General features: G+C 42.3%; 18 protein-coding genes and 1 other annotated feature. Of the genes, 1 reads left to right on the forward strand and 17 read right to left on the reverse strand.

Annotated features, from left to right (window positions below):
• Positions 1-15: 15 nt before the first annotated feature.
• From yihA to ilvE, 14 genes are all read right to left on the reverse strand, one after another.
• Positions 16-603, reverse strand: a complete 588-nt coding sequence (yihA, locus tag MHB83_RS17435) for a ribosome biogenesis GTP-binding protein YihA/YsxC (protein WP_003216344.1) — start codon at positions 601-603, stop codon at positions 16-18.
• Positions 600-2924 carry an endopeptidase La gene (gene lon / locus MHB83_RS17440; RefSeq protein ID WP_003216539.1) on the reverse strand — a complete coding sequence of 775 codons (2325 nt, stop codon included), beginning with the start codon at positions 2922-2924 and terminating at the stop codon, positions 600-602. The genes yihA and lon overlap by 4 nt, the downstream gene beginning before the upstream one ends.
• 171 nt (positions 2925-3095) lie before the next feature.
• The gene (gene lonB / locus MHB83_RS17445) at positions 3096-4757 is read right to left on the reverse strand and encodes an ATP-dependent protease LonB (RefSeq protein WP_003216675.1); all 1662 of its coding nucleotides are present in this window, start codon (positions 4755-4757) and stop codon (positions 3096-3098) included.
• A gap of 136 nt (positions 4758-4893) precedes the next feature.
• Entirely contained in the window at positions 4894-6159 is a 1266-nt protein-coding gene (gene clpX, locus MHB83_RS17450) for an ATP-dependent protease ATP-binding subunit ClpX (RefSeq protein ID WP_003216176.1), read from the reverse strand.
• A 251-nt stretch (positions 6160-6410) separates the two neighbouring features.
• Positions 6411-7685: a trigger factor gene (gene tig / locus MHB83_RS17455; protein WP_253622369.1), complete on the reverse strand. Its 1275-nt coding sequence runs from the start codon at positions 7683-7685 to the stop codon at positions 6411-6413.
• 239 nt (positions 7686-7924) lie between these two features.
• Entirely contained in the window at positions 7925-8932 is a 1008-nt protein-coding gene (ddcA, locus tag MHB83_RS17460; protein WP_050943638.1) for a DNA damage checkpoint antagonist DdcA, read from the reverse strand.
• Between the two features lie 125 nt (positions 8933-9057).
• Complete coding sequence (gene leuD / locus MHB83_RS17465; protein WP_003216415.1) at positions 9058-9657, reverse strand: 3-isopropylmalate dehydratase small subunit; 600 nt, start codon at positions 9655-9657, stop codon at positions 9058-9060.
• A 13-nt stretch (positions 9658-9670) separates the two neighbouring features.
• Positions 9671-11086, reverse strand: coding sequence for a 3-isopropylmalate dehydratase large subunit (leuC, locus tag MHB83_RS17470; RefSeq protein ID WP_003216723.1), 1416 nt, complete (start codon positions 11084-11086; stop codon positions 9671-9673).
• Positions 11087-11126: 40 nt separating this feature from the next.
• On the reverse strand, positions 11127-12224 hold the full coding sequence (gene leuB, locus MHB83_RS17475; RefSeq protein WP_106035293.1) for a 3-isopropylmalate dehydrogenase: 1098 nt from the start codon (positions 12222-12224) through the stop codon (positions 11127-11129).
• Positions 12225-12242: 18 nt separating this feature from the next.
• The gene (locus MHB83_RS17480; RefSeq protein WP_050943635.1) at positions 12243-13796 is read right to left on the reverse strand and encodes a 2-isopropylmalate synthase; all 1554 of its coding nucleotides are present in this window, start codon (positions 13794-13796) and stop codon (positions 12243-12245) included.
• Positions 13783-14811, reverse strand: a complete 1029-nt coding sequence (gene ilvC / locus MHB83_RS17485) for a ketol-acid reductoisomerase (protein WP_003216490.1) — start codon at positions 14809-14811, stop codon at positions 13783-13785. Before ilvC ends, MHB83_RS17480 begins: the two co-directional genes overlap by 14 nt.
• Positions 14812-14829: 18 nt before the next feature.
• Entirely contained in the window at positions 14830-15348 is a 519-nt protein-coding gene (ilvN, locus tag MHB83_RS17490; protein ID WP_003216637.1) for an acetolactate synthase small subunit, read from the reverse strand.
• Positions 15345-17069 (reverse strand): acetolactate synthase large subunit, encoded by a 1725-nt coding sequence (gene ilvB / locus MHB83_RS17495; protein ID WP_253622367.1) that lies wholly within the window; start codon positions 17067-17069, stop codon positions 15345-15347. The genes ilvN and ilvB overlap by 4 nt, the downstream gene beginning before the upstream one ends.
• A 122-nt stretch (positions 17070-17191) precedes the next feature.
• Positions 17192-17438: a binding site (T-box leader), on the reverse strand.
• Between the two features lie 8 nt (positions 17439-17446).
• Positions 17447-18361, reverse strand: coding sequence for a branched-chain-amino-acid transaminase (gene ilvE / locus MHB83_RS17500; protein WP_003216381.1), 915 nt, complete (start codon positions 18359-18361; stop codon positions 17447-17449).
• 433 nt (positions 18362-18794) lie between these two features.
• On the opposite strand from ilvE, the gene MHB83_RS17505 reads away from it, so the two are divergent.
• Complete coding sequence (locus MHB83_RS17505) at positions 18795-19838, forward strand: lactonase family protein (RefSeq protein ID WP_253622366.1); 1044 nt, start codon at positions 18795-18797, stop codon at positions 19836-19838.
• 83 nt (positions 19839-19921) lie between these two features.
• Here the strand turns inward: MHB83_RS17505 and MHB83_RS17510 are convergent, their stop codons facing one another.
• From MHB83_RS17510 to dltC, 3 genes are all read right to left on the reverse strand, one after another.
• Positions 19922-20344, reverse strand: a complete 423-nt coding sequence (locus MHB83_RS17510; RefSeq protein ID WP_034620597.1) for a YkvA family protein — start codon at positions 20342-20344, stop codon at positions 19922-19924.
• A gap of 95 nt (positions 20345-20439) precedes the next feature.
• Positions 20440-21606 carry a D-alanyl-lipoteichoic acid biosynthesis protein DltD gene (gene dltD / locus MHB83_RS17515; RefSeq protein ID WP_137054891.1) on the reverse strand — a complete coding sequence of 389 codons (1167 nt, stop codon included), beginning with the start codon at positions 21604-21606 and terminating at the stop codon, positions 20440-20442.
• Positions 21606-21842, reverse strand: coding sequence for a D-alanine--poly(phosphoribitol) ligase subunit 2 (gene dltC / locus MHB83_RS17520; RefSeq protein WP_003216498.1), 237 nt, complete (start codon positions 21840-21842; stop codon positions 21606-21608). The genes dltD and dltC overlap by 1 nt, the downstream gene beginning before the upstream one ends.
• Positions 21843-21856 lie beyond the last annotated feature (14 nt).

The raw sequence follows: 21856 nt of genomic DNA on the forward strand, positions 1-21856 counted from the left end.
GACAGATGCCTTTTTTTAGTTATTAATCTTCGCAAGGATGGCATTCCAGGCTTCGTCTTTTCCCTTTTTTGTTTCAGAAGAGAATAGGACTAGTTCATCTGATGGGGCAATGTCGAGTGTCTGTTTGACGACTTTCGCATGTTTTTCCCATTTGCCTTTTGGAATTTTGTCCGCCTTTGTTGCGATGACGATCACAGGAACGCCGTAATATTTCAGGAATTCATACATGTTCACATCATCTACTGATGGCTTATGACGCAGGTCCACAATTTGGACAACTGCTTTTAATTCTTCACGCATTGTAATATACGTTTCGATCATTCTACCCCAGGCTTCACGCTCTGTCTTTGATACTTTAGCAAAGCCGTAACCTGGAACGTCCACAAAATGGAGCATATCATTAATAATGTAGAAATTAAGCGTTTGAGTCTTACCTGGTTTAGAAGACGTACGTGCTAAATTTTTACGATTAATCAATGAGTTGATGAACGAGGACTTCCCAACATTTGATCGTCCAGCAAGAGCGATTTCAGGCAGTCCCCCGCTTGGGTACTGCTCTGGTTTTACCGCACTAATGACGATATCTGATTTTGTTACTTTCATCTTCCCTCTCCTACCAACGCTTTCTCAAGCACCTCATCTAAATGCGAGACCGGAATAAAGGTTAGTCCTTCTCTCACACTTTCAGGAATATCATCAATATCCTTCTCATTGTCCTTTGGAAGAATAATGGTTTTCAGTCCTGCACGATGTGCGCCTAATGCTTTTTCTTTTAGTCCGCCAATTGGAAGCACTCTTCCTCTTAACGTGATCTCTCCTGTCATACCAACCTCTTTTGACACAGGTCGTCCTGTGAGGGCTGATACAAGAGCCGTCGCAATGGTGATACCAGCTGATGGCCCGTCCTTTGGAACCGCACCCTCTGGAACATGGATATGAATATCATGCTTTTCATTAAAATTAGGATCAATGTTCAGTTCATCTGCTTTCGAACGAATATAACTGAATGCCGCCTGTGCAGATTCTCTCATGACATCACCAAGCTTACCTGTTAACAACAGCTTGCCTTTACCCGGAGAAAGTGATACCTCAATCGACAAGGTGTCTCCGCCAACAGTGGTATACGCAAGTCCTGTGACAACCCCCACTTGGTCTGTCGTTTCAGCCTGACCATAACGGTAAAGTCTTTTTCCGAGAAATTCAGATAAGTTCTTTTCCGTCACCGTGATGCGTTTGCGGTCTTCAGCCACAATCGCTCTTGCTGCTTTACGGCATATCGCCGCAAGCTGACGCTCTAATCCACGAACACCCGCTTCTCTTGTGTAATAGCGAATCGTATCATAAATCGCTGCTTCACGGAGCTGCAAGTTCCCTTTCTTTAATCCGTGCTCCTTTAGCTGCTTCGGCAGAAGGTGATCTTTCACAATTTCTGCTTTTTCAACCTCTGTATACCCTGCAATCGTGATAATCTCCATTCTATCACGAAGTGGACCTGGAATGGTTGCTAAATTGTTGGCAGTGGCAATAAATAGCACCTGAGACAAATCAAATGTTTCTTCAATATAGTGATCGCTGAAGTTATGATTTTGCTCTGGATCTAAGACTTCGAGCATCGCAGAAGATGGATCGCCTCTAAAATCAGAGGACATTTTATCAATTTCATCTAAAAGGAAGACCGGATTCATCGTTCCTGCCTTGCTCATTCCGCGAATGATACGGCCTGGCATCGCACCTACATACGTTCTTCTATGTCCACGAATCTCAGACTCATCACGCACACCGCCAAGGGAGATACGGATAAACTTTCGGTCAAGTGATTTGGCAATCGATTTGGCAAGTGACGTTTTCCCTACGCCAGGAGGTCCTGCTAAGCAAAGAATCGGTCCTTTTAATGAATTGGTCAGCTTCTGTACAGCAAGATATTCAAGCACCCGTTCTTTGACCTTTTCCAGCCCGTGATGCTCATCATCTAAAATTTCACTTGCAAGCTTTAAATCGAGACGATCTTCTGTATAGATGCCCCACGGGAGGCCGATCAGCCAATCAATATAATTTCGAATCACAGAGCTCTCAGCAGAGCTTGAAGGAATTTTTTCATAACGATTCAATTCTTTTAGCGCCGTTTCACGAACAGAATCCGGCATGCTCGACTCTTCGATTTTAGACATTAAAGAACTGACTTCGCCCGTTTTCCCTTCTTTGTCTCCAAGCTCCTTTTGAATGGCTTTCATTTGTTCACGTAAATAATATTCTTTTTGCGTCCGTTCCATTGAACGTTTCACGCGCTGCCCGATTTTCTTTTCAATCTCGAGCACTTCTTTTTCATTGTGAATTAAGCTGATGACCCGGTTCAGCCGTTTTTTGACATCTACTGTTTCCAGTACTTCTTGTTTGTCCTTTAATTTCAGCGGCAGGTGAGAAGCAACGATATCTGCCATTCTCCCCGGTTCTTCAATGTCCGTCACTGTTGCATATGTTTCAGCTGAGATTTTTTTTGAAATTTTTATGTATTGATCAAAGTGATCTAACAATGTACGCATGAGGGCTTCTGCTTCTGCGTCCTTTAATTCTTCTTCTGTCAATTCTTTAATGTCGACGGACGTATAGTCCTCCAGCTCGACATATGATTCGATCTGCGCTCGATTTAGGCCTTCAACGAGTACACGAATCGTTCCATTTGGCAGCTTCAGCATTTGTTTAATTTTTGTGTAGGTGCCGACTTTGAAAATTTCCTCTTCACCTGGTTCATCTATTGAAATTTCCCGCTGTGTAGCTAGAAAAATCATATGATCGTTCATCATCGCCTGTTCTAATGCTTGAACAGACTTTTCGCGTCCAACGTCCAAATGCAAGACCATTGTTGGATAAACAAGCAAACCTCGCAATGGAAGGAGCGGAACATTCTTTTTGATTTCATCTGCCATGTTGATTGACACCTCCGTCACTAGTATGAATCATTATAATATACCTGTTTCAGTCTTGTACAATGTAAAAGACTTGAGAAATGTTGATCTTACCGTAGTATACCCTTTCTTTTTATCTTGAAAAAGAAAAAAAGATCTATTTCACTAAAAAATCCCCATATGTGATGGGGATTAAACAGATTTTCTTTTCATTTCTTCTTCTAGTCCATCTTTCTTCTCGTCTGGCGGGTTAACCAAACACTGATCCAGCACTTCTTGGAAGTGCTTCACAGGCACAATGGTGACCCCTTCAATCTCTTTTAAGATCGACTGCTGATTGTCATAAGGAATAATGACGGTTGTGGCACCAGCCTGCTTCGCTGCCTTTATCTTCGGTATCACACCACCGATCGGCTTCACCTGACCTTGCAATCCGATTTCACCCGTCATGGCTGTCAAATGATCAATCGGAATTTGATGTATGGCTGAGAAGATTGCGGTCGCCATGGCAATTCCAGCAGACGGTCCATCAATAGGGGCACCGCCTGGAAAATTAATATGGATGTCATATTCATTTGTCCGAATGCCTAAATTTCGAAGTACCGTTAATACATTTTCAACTGACCCTTTGGCCATACTTTTTCGTCTAATGGATTTCGATTGATTGCCAATGCTTTCTTCTTCTGCAATCCCTGTAATGTTGATACTACCTTTTTCAAGCGCCTTACAGATGTTCACTTCAATCTCAAGCAAGGCACCGCTGTTTGGTCCATAAACAGCCAATCCATTGACTACCCCCACTTTTGGCTTTTCCGGTACTTTTTGTTCATATCTTGGTGTCAGCTGGCTCGAATGAATAACCCATTCTACATCTTCGATCGTGATGTCTTTTCGATTTTCCGTGACCGCCATGCCAGCGGCAATCTGCACCATGTTGACGGCTTCACGTCCATTTTTCACATAGGAGGTTAACAGGTTCAGCCCTTCATCACTTAATTCCTTTTGAATTTTTTGGACAGCCTTGGCAGCGACGATTTTCAGTTCATGCTGGTCAAGGTCTTTAAAGAAAATTTCGAGACATCTTGACCGGATCGCTGGTGGAATTTCGTCAGGTGTTCTTGTCGTGGCACCTATCAATCGAAAATCGGCCGGAAGTCCATTTTGGAAAATATCATGAATGTGATTCGGGATTTGGGTATTTTCTTCACTGTAGTAGGCACTGTCTAAAAAGACTTTCCGATCTTCCAGCACTTTGAGCATTTTGTTCATTTGGATCGGATGCAGTTCGCCAATTTCATCGATAAACAGAACCCCGCCATGAGCATGTGTGACGGCTCCTTGTTTTGGCTGCGGAATGCCTGCCTGTCCCATTGCTCCAGCCCCTTGGTAAATTGGGTCATGCACGGAACCAATAAGCGGATCTGCAATGCCTCGTTCATCGAATCTCGCGGTTGTGGCATCGAGCTCTACAAAGACCGCATCTTTTTTAAAAGGAGAATCAGCGTGACGCTTCGCTTCTTCCATCACAAGACGGGCAGCGGCTGTTTTACCGACTCCCGGTGGTCCGTAGACGATGACATGCTGTGGGTTCGGCCCGCATAGTGCCGCTTTTAGTGCACGAATGCCGTCTTCCTGCCCTACAATATCCTGAAACCCCTTTGGCCGGACTCTCTCTGATAAAGGTTCACTCAGCTTGATTGACCGCATCTTTCTGAGTGCCTCCATTTCTTTCTTTGACTCTTTGTCTATCGTCACCTTTTGTGTGCGCTGATTTCGCAGTAAGTTCCAAAAGTACAGCCCGATGACGATACCAAAGAACAGTTGTATGAATAAAACGATTCCTGTCCAGCTCAATCGGTGCTCCCTCCTTCATCTATCGTATGTATTGGTTTCTGTCTGCTAGTATTTCCTAGAGCTGGACGGAATAAACACAACTTCCACGATAAATAAAAAACTCCTGAATCAAAAGGATTCAGGAGTGAGACTACTCTTATGCAGATGTTTTCGTATCTTTATTAACGACTGTGCCGTCCTTTAACACAAGACGCGGCGACACGCCATCAGCAACTGTTGCACCAGTGATGACACATTTTTCAATATCATCACGTGATGGAAGGTCAAACATCACATCAAGCATGATGCCTTCAATGATTGAACGTAGACCACGAGCTCCTGTTTTACGCTCAATTGCTTTTTTCGCAATTTCGCTAAGAGCATCTTCTTCAAATTCTAGCTCTACATCATCAAGCTCAAGCATTTTTGTATACTGCTTAACGAGTGCATTTTTAGGCTTCGTCAAGATCTCTACAAGTGCTTTTTCATCTAACGGCTCTAGGCTTGCAATAACCGGCAAGCGGCCGATGAATTCTGGGATTAAACCGAAGCGAAGCAAGTCTTCTGGGAGTACTTTTGATAAAAGAACTTCTTTTTCAAGATCTTCGATTTTATTTTCCGCACCGAAGCCAATGACTTTTTGACCTAAGCGGCGTTTGATGATTTGCTCAATGCCGTCAAAGGCTCCACCACAAATAAAGAGGATATTTGTTGTATCGATTTGAATGAATTCTTGATGAGGATGCTTACGTCCACCTTGAGGCGGTACACTAGCGACAGTTCCTTCAAGAATTTTCAATAGTGCTTGCTGAACACCTTCCCCAGATACATCACGAGTGATAGAAGGGTTTTCTGATTTTCTTGCTACTTTATCGATTTCATCGATGTAGATAATACCTTTTTCTGCTTTTTCTACATCATAATCGGCTGCTTGGATCAGCTTTAGTAAAATATTCTCTACGTCTTCACCAACATAACCTGCTTCAGTTAAAGATGTTGCATCTGCAATCGCAAATGGCACATTTAAAATACGAGCAAGCGTTTGAGCAAGTAATGTTTTACCGCTTCCTGTTGGCCCAATCATAGAGATATTACTTTTCGAAAGCTCAACATCATCAATCTTGCTGTTGGAATTGATCCGTTTGTAGTGATTATAAACCGCTACAGCTAAGGATTTCTTCGCATTTTCTTGGCCGATGACATATTCATCAAGAATCTCCCGAATTTCATGAGGCTTCGGAACATCCTTGAATTCAACTTCTTCCTCAGTGCCGAGCTCTTCTTCAACTATTTCCGTGCAAAGCTCGATACATTCATCACATATATATACGCCAGGTCCTGCGACCAGTTTACGCACTTGATCTTGCGTTTTTCCGCAAAACGAGCATTTTAATTGACCTTTTTCCTCGTTGAATTTAAACATTCTTTCACCCCTTATTCTTCTTCACTTGCCTGTAGCTAACAGTCAGCTACCTTTCTGGGTCCAGTATGTATGCATTTTACCATACTTTCCTAAAAGACGGTAATGATGTGTTTCTAACACTGCACATCGAGATATGTATAACAGAAAGATGCGACTTACACTATCGTTTCCAAAAGAAGCGATGATAAGTCAAAAATTGTACAAAACAAGGCACGAGTCACTCGCGCCCTGTTTTATTATTATGCACCATATTAACGGTTTTCTACAAGAAAATCAATTGCTTTACGAACTTTTAGATCTTCTTTCATTGCGTCAGTAGATCCGATCGCTTGTTTAATATTTTCAATTGGCATGTTGTATGCTTCAGCCATTTTTGAAAGCTCTTCTTCTACTTCTTCATCAGACACTTGTAAGTTTTCTGCAGCAGCAATTGCTTCAAGTGTTAGGTTAGATTTTACGCGTTTAGCAGCATCTTCTTTCATTTGCTCTTTCAGCGCATTTTCATCTTGTCCTGAGAATTGGAAGTAAAGCTCAAGGTTCATTCCTTGCATTTGAAGGCGTTGTTCGAATTCTTTCATCATACGGTCTAGCTCTGTGTCAACCATCGCTTGTGGGATGTCAACTTCCGCATTTTCAGAAGCTTTCTCAACTAGCTCTTCACGAAGTTTACCTTCTGCTTCGTTTTCTTTCGCTTCTTCAAGACGTTTCTTTGTTTTTTCAGTTAGTTCAGCAAGAGTTTCTACTTCTTCATCAACATCTTTCGCGAACTCATCGTCAAGTGCTGGAAGTTCTTTTGCTTTGATTTCGTGAATTTTCACTTTGAATACAGCTGGTTTACCTGCAAGGTCTTCAGCATGGTATTCTTCTGGGAAAGTGACTTCTACGTCTTTTTCAGCTCCAGTTTCAAGACCAACTAACTGCTCTTCAAAACCAGGGATGAATGAATTAGAACCTACTTCAAGAGAGTAGTTCTCAGCTTTTCCGCCTTCGAATGCTTCTCCATCAACGAATCCTTCGAAATCAAGAACAACTGTATCGCCGTTTTCGATTGCGCCTTCTTCTTTGATAACAAGCTCAGCTTGACGGTTTTGCATGCCTTTTAACTCTTCTTGTACATCTTCATCAGTGACAGTAGCGTCATCTTTTTCTACGTTAAGACCTTTGTAGTCACCAAGTTTCACTTCAGGCTTCACTGTTACTTTTGCAGTGAAGATTAAGCTTTCGCCTTTTTCGATTTTCTCAACATCGATTTCAGGGCGGTCAACTGGCTCGATACCAGCTTCGTCGATTGCTTTTGGATACTCAACTGGAAGAAGAATATCTAATGCATCTTGATAAAGAGATTCTACACCAAAACGCTGTTCGAAAAGACCACGTGGTACTTTCCCTTTACGGAATCCAGGGATCGATACTTGCTTAACAACTTTCTTAAACGCATCATCAAGTGCTTTGTTAAATGTTTCAGCATCAACTTCTACCGTTAAGATGCCTTCGTTACCTTCTTGTTTTTCCCATTTTACTGACATGTGTGTTTCCCTCCAAAAATCTATTCAGATTGTGCGTTGTTACATTCTAAAGCATCATAAAGACTTCGTCCAATTAAAAACCACGCACGCCGCTAAAGAAGCGGTATTATGTATACAACATTTGACTTGATTATACATATCGTCTTTCAACCATTGGAATCGACAACTGCACGATATATGCACAAATACAACCATTATATTATAACATAACAAGTCCGTCTTTCAACTAAATCGACAAATTACAAATAAGAAATTTCTTCAATATCTTTCAGCATTGTGCAAGCTTCTCTCAGCTCTCGTTCATCAAATTCATACAATAGATGCAATTCTTCGAGGTCAATCTCGATCCCATGCATTTCATAGCCGACTTTATGAAGTGCTGCTGCCCAAAGATTCGGATCTGTGTATTTAGGAAGAAATGGATATAGTACAAATAAGTGCCGGCGCCATAACTCTTCCACGCCTTGGTAAAGGGTTGGGTTCTCATTGCCGAGTGTGTCATCGAGCTTTCGAAGGACTTGCTGAAGCAGCGGCATTTGCTCTGGTTTAACAGCCTCAGAAGGAACAAGCGTTAAAGAATCACCGAACTTCGTCACATGAACCGGCTTTGCCACATCATGATCTGACAGAAGCTGCAGAATCAATGATTTGACCAAAGGGTTTCCATCAGGCTTTTGTAGGATCGTATTTAATAGACCCATGTGCGGCGTGATGTTTCGGTCTTTCAGCGAATGGATGAACTGCACCTGCTCCTCTGGACGCTCGAGCAGATCATCTATATTGATTTCACTGCCGTCCTCTTCATCTTCATCTAAAATCTGTTCAGGCGATTCGATCATTTTTCTACTAAATTCGAGCAGCTTGTAAAAATGCTCCGCGCTTTCTGCTGGAAGGTGGTTTTCCTCAAGTACTGCTTCAATTGTCTGCTTCACTTCTTCATATTCTTTCAGCTGAATTAAGATTGTCATATACACTTGAAGCACGGTGAAGTAATGACCATATCCTTCATGCAGCATCTTTTCACACACACGCTTTGCATCCTGCAGCTCGCCCAGCTCCAGAAAACAAATCGCCATACCGAGATGAATATCGGATTCTTCATCGTCATCATAAGATTTTGCTTCTGAAAACAAGTGAAGTGCCTCTTGATACTGTTTATCTTTTAATGCTGCCATTCCTTTTTCAATCAGTCTTTCTTTCAGACCAGGAAACAAAATGACATTATCTTTCTTCTTGTCATGTTTCATGCTTACGTTCCTTTCGGGCGCATATTTTTTATCAGTTTACCAACGAAGGTTAGTAAACACAAGTAACGAGAGGTTTTCATGCAAAAAAGAAGCCGTCACACCTCGGGCGGACGGCTTCTTGTTGTTTACGCACGCAGCCAGCTGCTGCGCTTATCTTCAAATGCTTGAATGTCATCTTCTAGTAGTAAAGTTAATGAGATTTCATCATAGCCATTCAGGAGCATTTCTCTCCAGTGAGGATCCACATCAAAAGGAGTGATATTCCCTTCGTGATCTTCTATTTGCTGTTTTTCAAGATCAACCGTCATCTCATACCCTTTGTTCTCATATGACGCAGCGAATGTTTTCCACACATCATAATCAAGACGAATCGGAAGCATCCCATTTTTAAAGCAGTTTTGGTGAAAAATATCTGCGAATGATGGTGCGATGACAATTTTGAAACCATAATCATCAAGTGCCCAAGGAGCATGTTCCCTTGATGATCCGCAGCCAAAGTTTTCTCCTGCGATCAAAATGGATGAACCTTCATAAATCGGCTGATTCAGTTCGAAATCAGGATTTGGGCTGCCATCGGCTAAATACCGCCAGTCGAAAAAGGCAAACCGGCCATATCCTGTTCGTTCAATTCTTTTCAAAAATTGCTTCGGAATAATTTGATCTGTATCTACGTTGATACGGTTAAGCACAGCGGCTTTTCCTTTGTGTGTGACTAAAGGCTCCATCTATGACAACTCCTTACACGACTGTTTTCTCTTGATTAAACTTCCTGACATCGACAAACCGGCCATGTATTGCAGCCATTGCGGCCATTGCCGGGCTGACAAGATGCGTTCTCGCACCTTTTCCTTGACGACCCTCAAAGTTACGGTTTGATGTGGATGCGCAGCGTTCTCCTTCTGGTACCACATCGTTATTCATGCTGAGACACATACTGCAGCCAGATTCTCTCCATTCAAATCCTGCTTCAAGGAAGATTTCATGAAGACCTTCTTCTTCTGCCTGCAATTTGACGCTTTGAGAGCCAGGCACGACAATCGCTCTGACATGATCAGCTACCTTTTGTCCTTCTATCATAGAAGCTGCTTGGCGTAAATCAGTCATTCTTGAGTTCGTACATGAGCCAATAAACACATGCTCAATCGTAATATCTTCAATACGCTGATGCGGATGAACCCCCATGTATTCGTACGCACGAATCGCTTCTTTTTGGTCATCCTCTTGCGCAAAATCATCAGGTCCTGGGATGGATGCATCTACAGGCAGCACCATTCCTGGGTTAATTCCCCATGTGACCATTGGTGAAATCTCATTCCCATCTAAAACAATCGTTTTATCATAGGTTGCACCCGGATCTGTTTTAAGTTCTTCCCATTCTTTAATCGCTGCTTCGAAGTCTTCTCCCTGCGGTGCATATTTGCGGCCGCGGCAATATTCAAAGGTGACTTCATCAGGTGCAATCAATCCTGCTCTTGCGCCTGCTTCAATCGACATATTACAAACGGTCATACGTTCATCCATCGTCATGTTTCTGAATACTTCCCCAGTGTATTCAATGACATAACCTGATCCAAACTTCACGCCATGCGCACCAATGACTGCTAAAATGACATCTTTGGCCGTTACCCCTTTTTGCAGCTTTCCGTCTACTCTAATTTCTAATGTTTTCGGACGCTGCTGCCAAAGTGTTTGTGTGGATAGTACATGTTCAACCTCACTTGTACCGATGCCAAAAGCAAGTGCGCCAAATGCGCCATGAGTGGATGTATGACTATCTCCGCAAACGATTGTTTTTCCCGGAAGTGTCAAACCAAGCTCTGGTCCAACGACATGGACGATTCCTTGGTCTACACTGTGAAGGTCAGCTAGACGGACACCAAATTCAGCACAGTTGCGCTCTAGAGCACTCACTTGTTTTTTAGCAACCTCATCTTTGATCACAAATCGATTCACAGTCGGGATGTTGTGATCCATCGTCGCAAACGTATTTTGAGGTCTTCTCACCTTGCGCCCTTTTTGTCTTAATCCTTCAAACGCTTGAGGCGATGTCACTTCATGCACCAAGTGCAGATCAATATATAAAAGGTCTGGTTTCCCCTCGCCGCTTTTGACAACGTGCTGATCCCATATTTTTTCGATGATTGTTCGAGGCATAACCCTTTTCCTCCCTCTACCTAATTCCACAAGATTCTATTTATACAATTGTTTTCGCGCGCTGCTTGAGTGCGTCTACAACTGCATGAGTGATGTCTTCAGTTGTTTGATACGTTCCCTCTTTTGCAGATAAATCCTTTGTTCTTTTGCCAGAGGCAAGAACAGCTTCAACAGCTTCTTCTATGGCAGCCGCTTCATCTTCTAATGCAAAGGATGTTCTAAGCAAGCTTGCTGCCGACAAAATAGTTGCCAGAGGGTTTGCGACGTTTTGCCCCGCAATATCGGGTGCTGATCCATGAATCGGCTCATATAAATGAAGGCCGGTGCTTGATAGACTAGCAGATGGCAACATACCGAGTGATCCAGTAATCATTGAAGCCTCGTCACTTAAGATGTCACCAAACATATTCTCTGTCACAATGACATCAAATTGTGCAGGCTTATAAATCAGCTGCATGGCGGCATTATCAACGAGCATGTGCTCAAATTCAACGTCTGGATATTGAGAAGCCACTTCTTCTACCGCATCCCGCCATAGTTTACTAGAAGCCAGAACATTCGCTTTATCCACAGACGTTACTTTTTTCCGTCTCGTTAACGCCATGTCGAATGCTTCTTTTAGTACACGGACAATCTCTTCCTTTGTATAAAGAAGCGTATCAACCGCAGCTTCTTTTCCTTCTTCATCTGTATAGCGCTCGCTTGGTTCACCAAAATAGAGACCACCTGTTAATTCACGAACGATGACAAAATCGACTCCGTTAATGTGATCCTGTTTTAACGGTGACGCCTCGCTTAAGCTATCGAACACTTTGACAGGACGAATATTAGCAAATAAGTCCAATTGTTTACGAATGGCGAGCAAGCCTTTTTCCGGACGAAGCTCTGGTGGGTTTTGATCCCATTTTGGTCCGCCGACTGCTCCTAATAAAATCGCATCCGCGCTCTTGCAAACATTAACCGTTTCTTTTGGGAGCGGATTGTTTTTTTCATCTATTGCGATACCGCCAATGAGCGCCGTTTCGAATTCGAATTCGTGCCTAAATTGAGCCGCTGTCTCTTTGAGGACAGCGACCGCTGATGTCACAACTTCCGGTCCGATTCCATCGCCGGGCAAAAGTGCAATTTTCTTTTTCATGAGGACCTACCTCCTTTCCTATGAGATCGCGTGATGTTTCTCAATTTCAATGAGATTTGATTTAAAGATTAAATGCCTGTTTACTGCATTGACGTAGGCTTTTGCCGATGCTTCCAGCACATCTTGCGCTACACCGCGTCCAGCTGTTTCTTTTCCTTCTATTGAAACATTCACATATACTTCCGCTAGTGCATCTCTGCCTTTTCCATTTGATTGAATACGGTAGTCTAGCAAATGAATTCTTTCCTCCATACAGCGCTCCAGTGTGTTGTACACAGCTTCTACACTGCCTGCGCCTGTAGCTGCTTCTTGAATAACTTCTTGCGTTTCTTGATTTTTCAGAGAGACCGTTGCTGTCGGCATCTGTTCTGTTCCATAATGCACTTGAAGACTTTCAAATTCGTAGCCAATTTTTCGGTCTGCTACTTTTTCTTCCAATATAATAGAAATCAAATCATCATCTGTAATTTCTTTTTTCTTCTCCGTCAAATTCTTGAAGGTTTCGAAGAACTTATTGATTTCTTCTTCTGTTAGTTTAAAACCTAACGTTTTCATGCGGTCTTTAAACGCATGTCTTCCGGAGTGTTTCCCAAGGACAAGTACATCTGTTGTCACACCGACAAGCTCTGGAGATATGATTTCATAGGTTGTTTTTTCTTTGAGGAAACCATCTTGGTGAATACCTGATTCATGTGCAAAAGCGTTGTTACCAACGACAGCTTTATTGCGCGGTACAATCATTCCTGAGTATTTGCTCACTACATCACTTGTACGCTTAATTTCATTCAATTGAATCGTTGATTCGACCTGGTAGAAGTCTTTTCGAATATGAAGAGCGACTGCAATTTCTTCTAAAGCGGCATTTCCTGCACGTTCTCCAATTCCGTTAACAGCCGTTTCAATTTGATTTGCTCCATTTTCAATGGCTGCAAGTGAGTTTGCTACAGCCATCCCTAGATCATCATGACAGTGAGCAGACAAGTTGACGCGGTCGATATTTGGAACGTGTTCCTTCATATATTTAAAGATATTGCCATACTCTTTTGGCGCTAAGTATCCAACTGTATCTGGCAAGTTAATGACACTCGCTCCAGCGTCAATGACCTTCTCTACAATTTCTGCTAAAAAAGCAAGATCTGTACGACATGCATCTTCTGCTGACCACTGGACAACTGGAAAACGTTCCTTCGCGTATTTCACCATGGAGACAGCCTGTTCTACGACCTCTTCACGTGTTTTCTTTAGTTTATGCTCCAAGTGAATATCAGAAGTAGCGATAAAGATATGAATTCTTGGTTCCACTCCATCTTTTAACGCTTCCCATGCAGCATCAATGTCACCTTTTACACATCTCGCAAGACCAGCAACTGAACAATTTTTGATCGTTCTAGCAATTTCTTGTACGCCTAAGAAATCCCCTCGGGATGAAGCGGGAAAACCCGCTTCAATGATATTAACCCCAAGGCGCTCAAGCTGCTTTGCAATGATTAGCTTTTCTTGTGCATTTAAGTTCACTCCCGGTGATTGCTCTCCATCTCGAAGTGTTGTGTCAAAAAAATTAATTTTCCGCACCGACGCTCACCGCTTCCTTTTTCTTTCCTTGTTTGACGAAAGGCATCATTTCACGAAGCTTTCTTCCGACGATTTCAATTTGGTGCTCATTTTCATTAGCATTGATCGCATTGAAACGTGGACGATTCACTTGGTTTTCAACAATCCATTCTTTTGCAAATGTTCCGTTTTGGATATCAGTCAAGACGGCTTTCATCGATTCTTTTACGTTTGCATCCACAACGCGTGGTCCTGATACGAAGTCACCCCATTGTGCTGTATCAGAGATTGAATATCTCATGCCTTCTAATCCTTCTTCGTACATAAGGTCAACGATCAGTTTCAGTTCATGTAGACACTCGAAGTATGCAAGCTCTGGCTGATAACCAGCTTCTGTTAATGTTTCAAATCCTGCTTTTACTAGTGAAGTAAGACCCCCGCAAAGGACTGCTTGCTCACCGAATAGATCCGTTTCCGTTTCTTCTTTAAATGTTGTTTCAAGAACGCCCGCTCTTGCTCCACCAATTGCTTTTGCATAAGCAAGTGCTTTATCTTTCGCTTGACCAGATACATCTTGATAGATGGCAAATAGTGCAGGTACACCAGCGCCTTGCTCATATGTTCTTCTCACAAGATGTCCTGGACCTTTTGGAGCCACAAGATACACATCTACGTCACTTGGAGGAACGATTTGATGGAAATGTACGTTGAATCCGTGTGCGAATACAAGTGAGTTGCCTGCTTCTAATTGATCTTTGATTTCTTCGTCATATACTTTCTTTTGCTGCTCATCTGGAAGTAGTACCATGACGATGTCTGCTTGTGCTGCCGCTTCTTTTACTGTGAATACTTGATGGCCGTCTTCTTGTGCTTTTGTATAAGATCCGCCTTTTCTCACGCCGACGATGACATCTACGCCGCTTTCTTTTAAGTTCAATGCATGTGCATGACCTTGTGATCCATATCCAATGATGGCAACCTTTTGACCATTTAATACGTTTTCTTGAATATCACCGTTATAATATACTTTTACCATTTGACTCTCTCCTTTTGTTTAGACAATTGAAATTGTTTTATTTTGTTGCGGCTTTTGCTGATTATCTCTCGCAAAGGCCGTGGTGCCAGTTCTGGCGACTTCTTTAATGCCGTATGGCTTAAGTAATTCAATGAGTGCTTCAATTTTTGAAGACTCACCTGTCACCTGAATGACGACACTCTCTCTGCTCACATCTACAATAGAAGCTCTAAATGGTTCAATGACCCCTGTGATCTCCATTCTAGATGCTGGTGCAGAAACGACTTTTATCAAAGCCAGCTCTCGCTGGACGATTGATTGGTTTGTAATGTCTGTTACTTTGAGAACATCAATTTGTTTGTTCAGCTGTTTTGTTAGCTGTTCGATGTCTTTCTCTTGGTCTACATGGACGACGAACGTGATGCGTGATACATCTTGAATCTCAGAATGGCCGACCGTAATGCTTTCAATGTTGTAATGTCGTTTAGTAAAAAGGCCAGTGATTCGGTTCAGTACGCCTGATCGATTTAATACAGTCAACACAATAATTCTTTTCAAGGTTTCACCCCCACCATCTCATGAAGTCCTTTCCCCGGTGCTACCATCGGGAATACTTTTTCATCTCTCGCTACATTGACATCGATGAAAACAGGCTCTCTAGAGGTTAAGGCTTCTTCAAGCTTTTCTTTCGCCTCTTCGTCTGATGAGATTCTGATTCCTTTAATGCCATAAGCTTCAGATAATTTAACGAAGTCTGGTTGCTCTGAAAATTTAGAATATGAGTAGCGTTCTTCGTAGAAAATTTCTTGCCATTGTCTTACCATTCCAAGGCAGTGATTATTGAGCACAATCACTTTGACTGGAAGGTTCAGCTCACGGATAACGGCAAGTTCTTGCAGGGTCATTTGGAAACCTCCGTCTCCTAAAATCGCTACAACGGTTGCCTCTTGATCAGCTAGCTGAGCGCCGATGGCTGCTGGTAATCCGAAGCCCATTGTGCCAAGGCCTCCAGATGTTACCCACTTATCTGCATTTTCAAATGGATAGAACTGTGCTGCCCACATTTGATGCTGTCCCACATCAGTTGCGACAATGGCTTCACCTTTTGTAAATTGATGAATGTATTCAATCAGCTTTTGAGGCTTAAAGCCTTCAGCTTCGTTTTCGACGTACCAGAGTGGATATTCTTCCTTCCACTGATCTAATTGGTTTTTCCATTCGTCAGCATCTGCTTGTTTCCCGTCTTGCTTGATCAGTTCTTCAAGGACTAGCTTACTGTCTCCAACAACCGGGATATGGGTATGAATGTTCTTGCCGATTTCCGCTGGGTCGATGTCAATATGAGCGACCTTCGCATGTTTCGCAAAGTGATTGAGATTGCCAGTTACCCTGTCATCGAATCTCGCACCGATTGAAATGAGCAAATCACATTGATGAAGAGCCATGTTCGCCGCATATGTGCCATGCATACCAGCCATCCCTAGGAAAAGAGGATGCTTTGCCGGGAAGCCGCCAAGTCCTAGCAGTGTATGAGCGACTGGAATTTGCTGCTGCTCTACATACTGCCTTAATTCTTCAGATGCTTTGCCATGAAGAACGCCAGCTCCTGCTAGAATGACCGGTTTCTTCGCTCTGCTGACAGCTTCTACTAATTTGCGAATTTGCAAATAGTTCGGCTCTACTTTTGGCTGATAACCAGGTAAATCAATTGGCTGATCGTATTCAAACGTTCCTTCAATACCTGCCACATCTTTTGGAATATCAATCAAGACTGGACCAGGTCTCCCTGTCGTTGCGATGTGGAATGCTTCTTTAATGACACCCGGTAGTTCCTCTGGATTTCTCACCTGGTAGCTGTGCTTTGTGATAGGCATTGTGATGCCGAGCACATCTGCTTCCTGGAAAGCGTCTGATCCAATAACTGAGGTTGCCACCTGTCCTGTGAAGACAACAAGAGGAAGTGAATCAATCATTGCATCTGCAATTCCTGTGACAAGGTTTGTCGCTCCTGGTCCTGATGTTGCAATGACAACACCTGGTTTACCAGATACTCTAGCGTATCCTTCTGCTGCATGAATCGCTCCCTGCTCATGCCTTGGCAGGACATGAAATAAACCAGAATCATAAATTTTATCGTAGATCGGTAAAACCGCTCCGCCTGGATATCCGAAAATGACTTCTACTTTTTCTCTTTTGAGTGCTTCAATTAGCATGAGTGCACCGTTCATCGTTTGTGATGCTTTAGATGTTTCCGTCTCCACTTGTACATTTGTCCCCATTTGATTTCCTCCTCTTTGTCTTGCTTCAGTCAAGTTTTTTCACCCTTTTCCATTCAAAATCGAGTTTTTAGACCATATAAAAAAGCCTTCTCACCCCACAATGACACTACTTTTCACTAGGTCAAAGGGGCGAAAAAGCTTTGTTTTTCGCGGTACCACCCTTGTTCACGGCAAAATCAGCTGCCGTCTCATGGACATCTTTCATCCATTTTGGTAACGAGTGAGCAATGTCACTCGGTCTGCCCTACTATCATTTCAAGCAGACACTCAGAGGTGAGTTCACTTTAGAAAGTAACACCGGTTTCCAGCTACCACCGGCTCTCTGTAGATACTGACTCTAAAGCTACTAGTCCTCTTCAACGTTTATCGATATCTATTTAGCTTGCATGAATGTTTTCATCTGTAAAAACGACTTTTTCTCCTTCTTCAACGACTCGCTTGCGGAATTGTTCAAGAAGTTTGTTTGTGTGAACCCCAGGTTTCCCTTCACCGATCGTACGGCCGTCAACCTTTACAACGGCAATCACTTCGGCTGCGGTTCCTGTTAGAAAAACTTCTTCTGCTGTATACACATCGTGCCTTGTGAATGGTTCTTCTTTCACTTCATAGCCTAAGTCTTCTGCAATCTCCATGATGGCATTTCTTGTGATGCCTTCAAGAGCGCCGATATAACCTGGCGGTGTATAGAGCTTACCTTTTTTATAAATAAACACATTGTCTGCAGAACCTTCTGCCACGTACCCTTGATCGTTCAGCATCAGCGCTTCACTCACACCGGCCATATGGGCTTCGATTCGGACAAGGATGTTATTCAAATAATTTAATGATTTCACTTTTGGACTCAGTACATCGGGACGATTTCGCCTCGTCGGTACCGTCACAATATCAATACCTGTTTCATATAGGTGCTTTGGAAAGATGGCCAGCGGCTCTACAATGATCACTGTGTTGGCTCTCCCGCAGTTGTTTGGATCTAAACCAAGATCACCAGCTCCTCTTGAGACAACAAGACGGATATAGGCATCCTTCAGTCCGTTCCTTTCAACTGTATGAATCATTTTTTCCGTGAGTTCCTCAAGTGAATATGGAATGTTCAGCATAATCGATCTGGCGGAATCATACAGGCGGTCTAAATGTTCCTTCATTCGAAAGATATTTCCGTTATACACGCGTATCCCTTCGAACACACCGTCACCGTATAAGAAGCCATGATCATAAACTGAAATTTTCGCATCCTCTTTTTTCACGAGTTCATCGTTTAAAAAGATCCACTGTTCCTTTTGGTCTTCCATTTTCAGTGAGCACCCTCTCTTTCAAACAAAAAGTAGTTGAATTTTCAGACACTTTATATTAAAGCGCCTCACGCTTGCTCTGCGTGTTTGTTTAGCTTTTGTTGAACCCATCTTACGCCGCTTTCCATACAGTGTCAACAGCATTTTTAAAATTATTAGACAATTTAGACTAATCAAAATTAAATGTATACGCTTACACCTTTGCTAGACAAGGAATGAAAAAAACTTAAAATTTTTTGTATTTTTTCTTCAATTGATTTACTTTACCTGAACGCTTTTCATTTGAGAAAACGTTTGTCATATTTTTTCACATTGTTTTGAATGAAGACTGGTAGATTCCAGCGCTTTTGATTTTCTTTCGGTATGCCTTTCTAAAGCGTTTTCCTATGAATTTATGATAGAATGAGAGCATCTTATAGAAGGAGGGCAATACATGGCTAACATCAGAGGTTATATCGGAACGTATACAAAGGGAGACAGTAAAGGCATTTATACTTTTACATTAAATACGGACAAGCAGCAGATCGAACAAGTAGAAGTGGCTGCTGAACTTGAAAATCCTACATATTTAACCGTCTCAGATTCTCAAAAATTTGTGTATGCTGTTGTGAAAGAAGGATCACAGGGCGGCGTGGCTGCTTATCAAATCGATGCTGAAACCGGCACACTTCGTTTCATCAACCAAGAACTTGCCGAAGGCGCTTCTCCTTGTCACGTCAGCGTGGACAGTCAAACAAAAACAGCTTTTACAGCAAACTATCATAAAGGAACAGCAGAGATGTATGAAATCGATACTGAAAATGGCTCAGTGATTCGCACGCTGTCACAGGCGCAGCATGAAGGAACTGGCCCTAACGAAGATCGTCAGGAAAAACCGCACACTCACTTTATGGGTCTGACACCAGATGAACAATTTGCAGTGGCTGTTGACCTTGGGACAGATGGCATTTATACGTATAAGAAAGAAAACGGCAAACTCGAGCTTGCTCATACATTTGAAACAAAACCAGGCACAGGGCCTCGCCATATTACATTCCATCCAACGAAACCTGTGGCATATGTGATGACAGAGCTAAGCTCAGAGGTGATTGTGCTTCGTTACTTTGAAGATGGTCATTTCGAAGAGATTCAAACGATCGCAACCATTCCAAGCGACTTTACAGAGAACAATCAAGGCAGTGCCATTCACGTCTCTTCAGACGGCCAATTTGTTTATGCAGGAAATCGCGGACATGACAGCATTGCGATTTTTAAAGCAGACGCTGACGGCCAATTAAGTCTTGTCGAGATTGCTTCTTCTGAAGGAAACTGGCCTAGAGACTTTGTGCTTGATCCAACTGAAGAATTCCTCGTCGGTTCAAACCAAGAGTCTAGCAACCTAGTGTTATACAAACGCGACAAAGAAACAGGACGACTCACTGTCTTACAATCAGACATCTCAGTCCCTCATCCAGTTTGCGTGAAATTTTTAGGATAATGAAAAAAAGCCTCCAACTGTGGAGGCTTCATATTGTTGACAAAGGGCTAAAATGATCTTGATTTTAGCCCTTTGTCTTCTTTTCAGCGTGTAGACGGCATCCCGCCATCTTCAAGCTTTTGATCAATCAGAGACGTATCGGTTTTTTCACCGAACCATTTTGACAGCCTGTCCTGCGCTTTTCCTTTCACATCATCATCAATGTAGACCGCTACTTGAATCAGAGCAAATGTGATCGCTCCTAAATCATCTGTATAGCCTACACCAATCAATGTATCGGGAATGAGGTCAATTGGAAGGATAAAGTATCCGAGTGCCCCAATAATAAGGGTTTTTGCTTTGACAGGTACTTCAGGTTTTTGCAATGTATAGTAAAGTAATAGCACAGCATAGACAAGAGAGACACCAGCTTTTTGTGCCGTCTTTTTTAACTTTTCCCAAAAGGCATGATCATTAAAATGCTTCTTTGAACGCTTCAATAGTTCTTTTTTCTCAGAACGATTCATCATATCGCCTCCATTTACAGCATAGACCTTTTCCCTTCGTTATACAAGATATTCGCCAATTCGACAAACAAAAAGCAGCAGAAAGCTGCTGCATTCTACTGCTCTTTGTAAAACTTTTCGATTGCCTTATCGATGTACACCCATCCTTTATAAGACACATGAATCGTATCTTTAAAGAAATAAGGATCGTACTCATGCTTAGTCAAATCTGCGACTTCATACCCGTTATCGCGTATTTGACGATTGATTTTCTCATAATACTCTGTACGTCCCTCTTTCGGAAAACCGGTATAATCATACCATTTTCCGTTAACAGGTATCGTCACAAACAAAGGCTTTGCCCCTGCCTGTTTTAAAATATCCAGCATGATTTGAAAATCTTTGTATTCTGGTGATTCCGCATAAGAATGACCTTCACGGGAATCTTTCATCTTTTTCATGATCGGTTTCAACTTGCGGTCAAACAGTTTTTGATTAATATAAAACGGGTTGTTCCCTGCTTTTTCCGCACCTAAGACACTTGCTTCTTTTTCAAGCTCAGTCCATGTTTTTCCTTTGACTGATGGAGACGGTTGAAGCTTACGTTCATGTCCCGATCCAATTGTATAGTACATGTCTTTCTTTTGAAGCATGCCATAATACATTTTTGCAATAGGAGAAATCGCGCCATAAGCGAATTTGTTCCCAGAAAGCTCTGCTTTAAAAAGCTCTGTGATGACCATGTCGTTCTTCACTGCTTTAAACTTCATGATTCTCTTGATCAGTTCTTTTTTCACAGCTGGATCAATTTCTTTATTATAAGCGAGATTCAGTGCTTGAAGCGCTGAATAGTTCGGTGCAAAGTGATTTTCGTCAGATCCCCATTTCACAAACCACTGCGGGGACACGATAAACACAAGCTTCTTCCCTTTTAATTCATCCATATGCGCTGCAAAGTTCATCGCATGAATTAATGATTGCGATCCACCTTTTCCAATAAGATAAGGTGTAAACCCTTGAGGATTCTCATGAAAGAAATTCGAAGGGTGATATGGATCAAAACGTGATAGTTCAGAAGATCCATAGATCGGCAAATAAGTTGGATCTTTTAGCATTTCGTCTTGTAAATAAAGCCCTTGGAACATCCCCGGATCTAATTCTGTGGCTGACTTTTGTAATTTGTCTTTTGGGATCAGATGTGAGAGCCATGCATTTGGTACAAGAAGAACACCAATGAATAGAACAGCCGCTAAAATAAGCGGCCCAAAAAAACGCTTTTTCATTACTTCATCTCTGCCAGCTGCTCAGCAATGTGATTCGGTGTATCCCACACATCACGATCAAACTCTGTAATCGGAACAGTAATTCCAAGTTGACTTTCGATTGCCATAAGCAGTTCTACTGTACCAAATGAATCTAGAAGACCTTCGTCAAAAATTGCAATCTCTGGATTTTCTTTCACAACGTCATCCTGACAAACCTCTGCAATAATACCGTATACTTGATTTTTAAATTCCATAATTTTCTACTCCC

This window comes from Bacillus sp. FSL K6-3149 (assembly GCF_038630515.1).
GTDB classification, from domain to species: domain Bacteria; phylum Bacillota; class Bacilli; order Bacillales; family Bacillaceae; genus Bacillus; species Bacillus pumilus.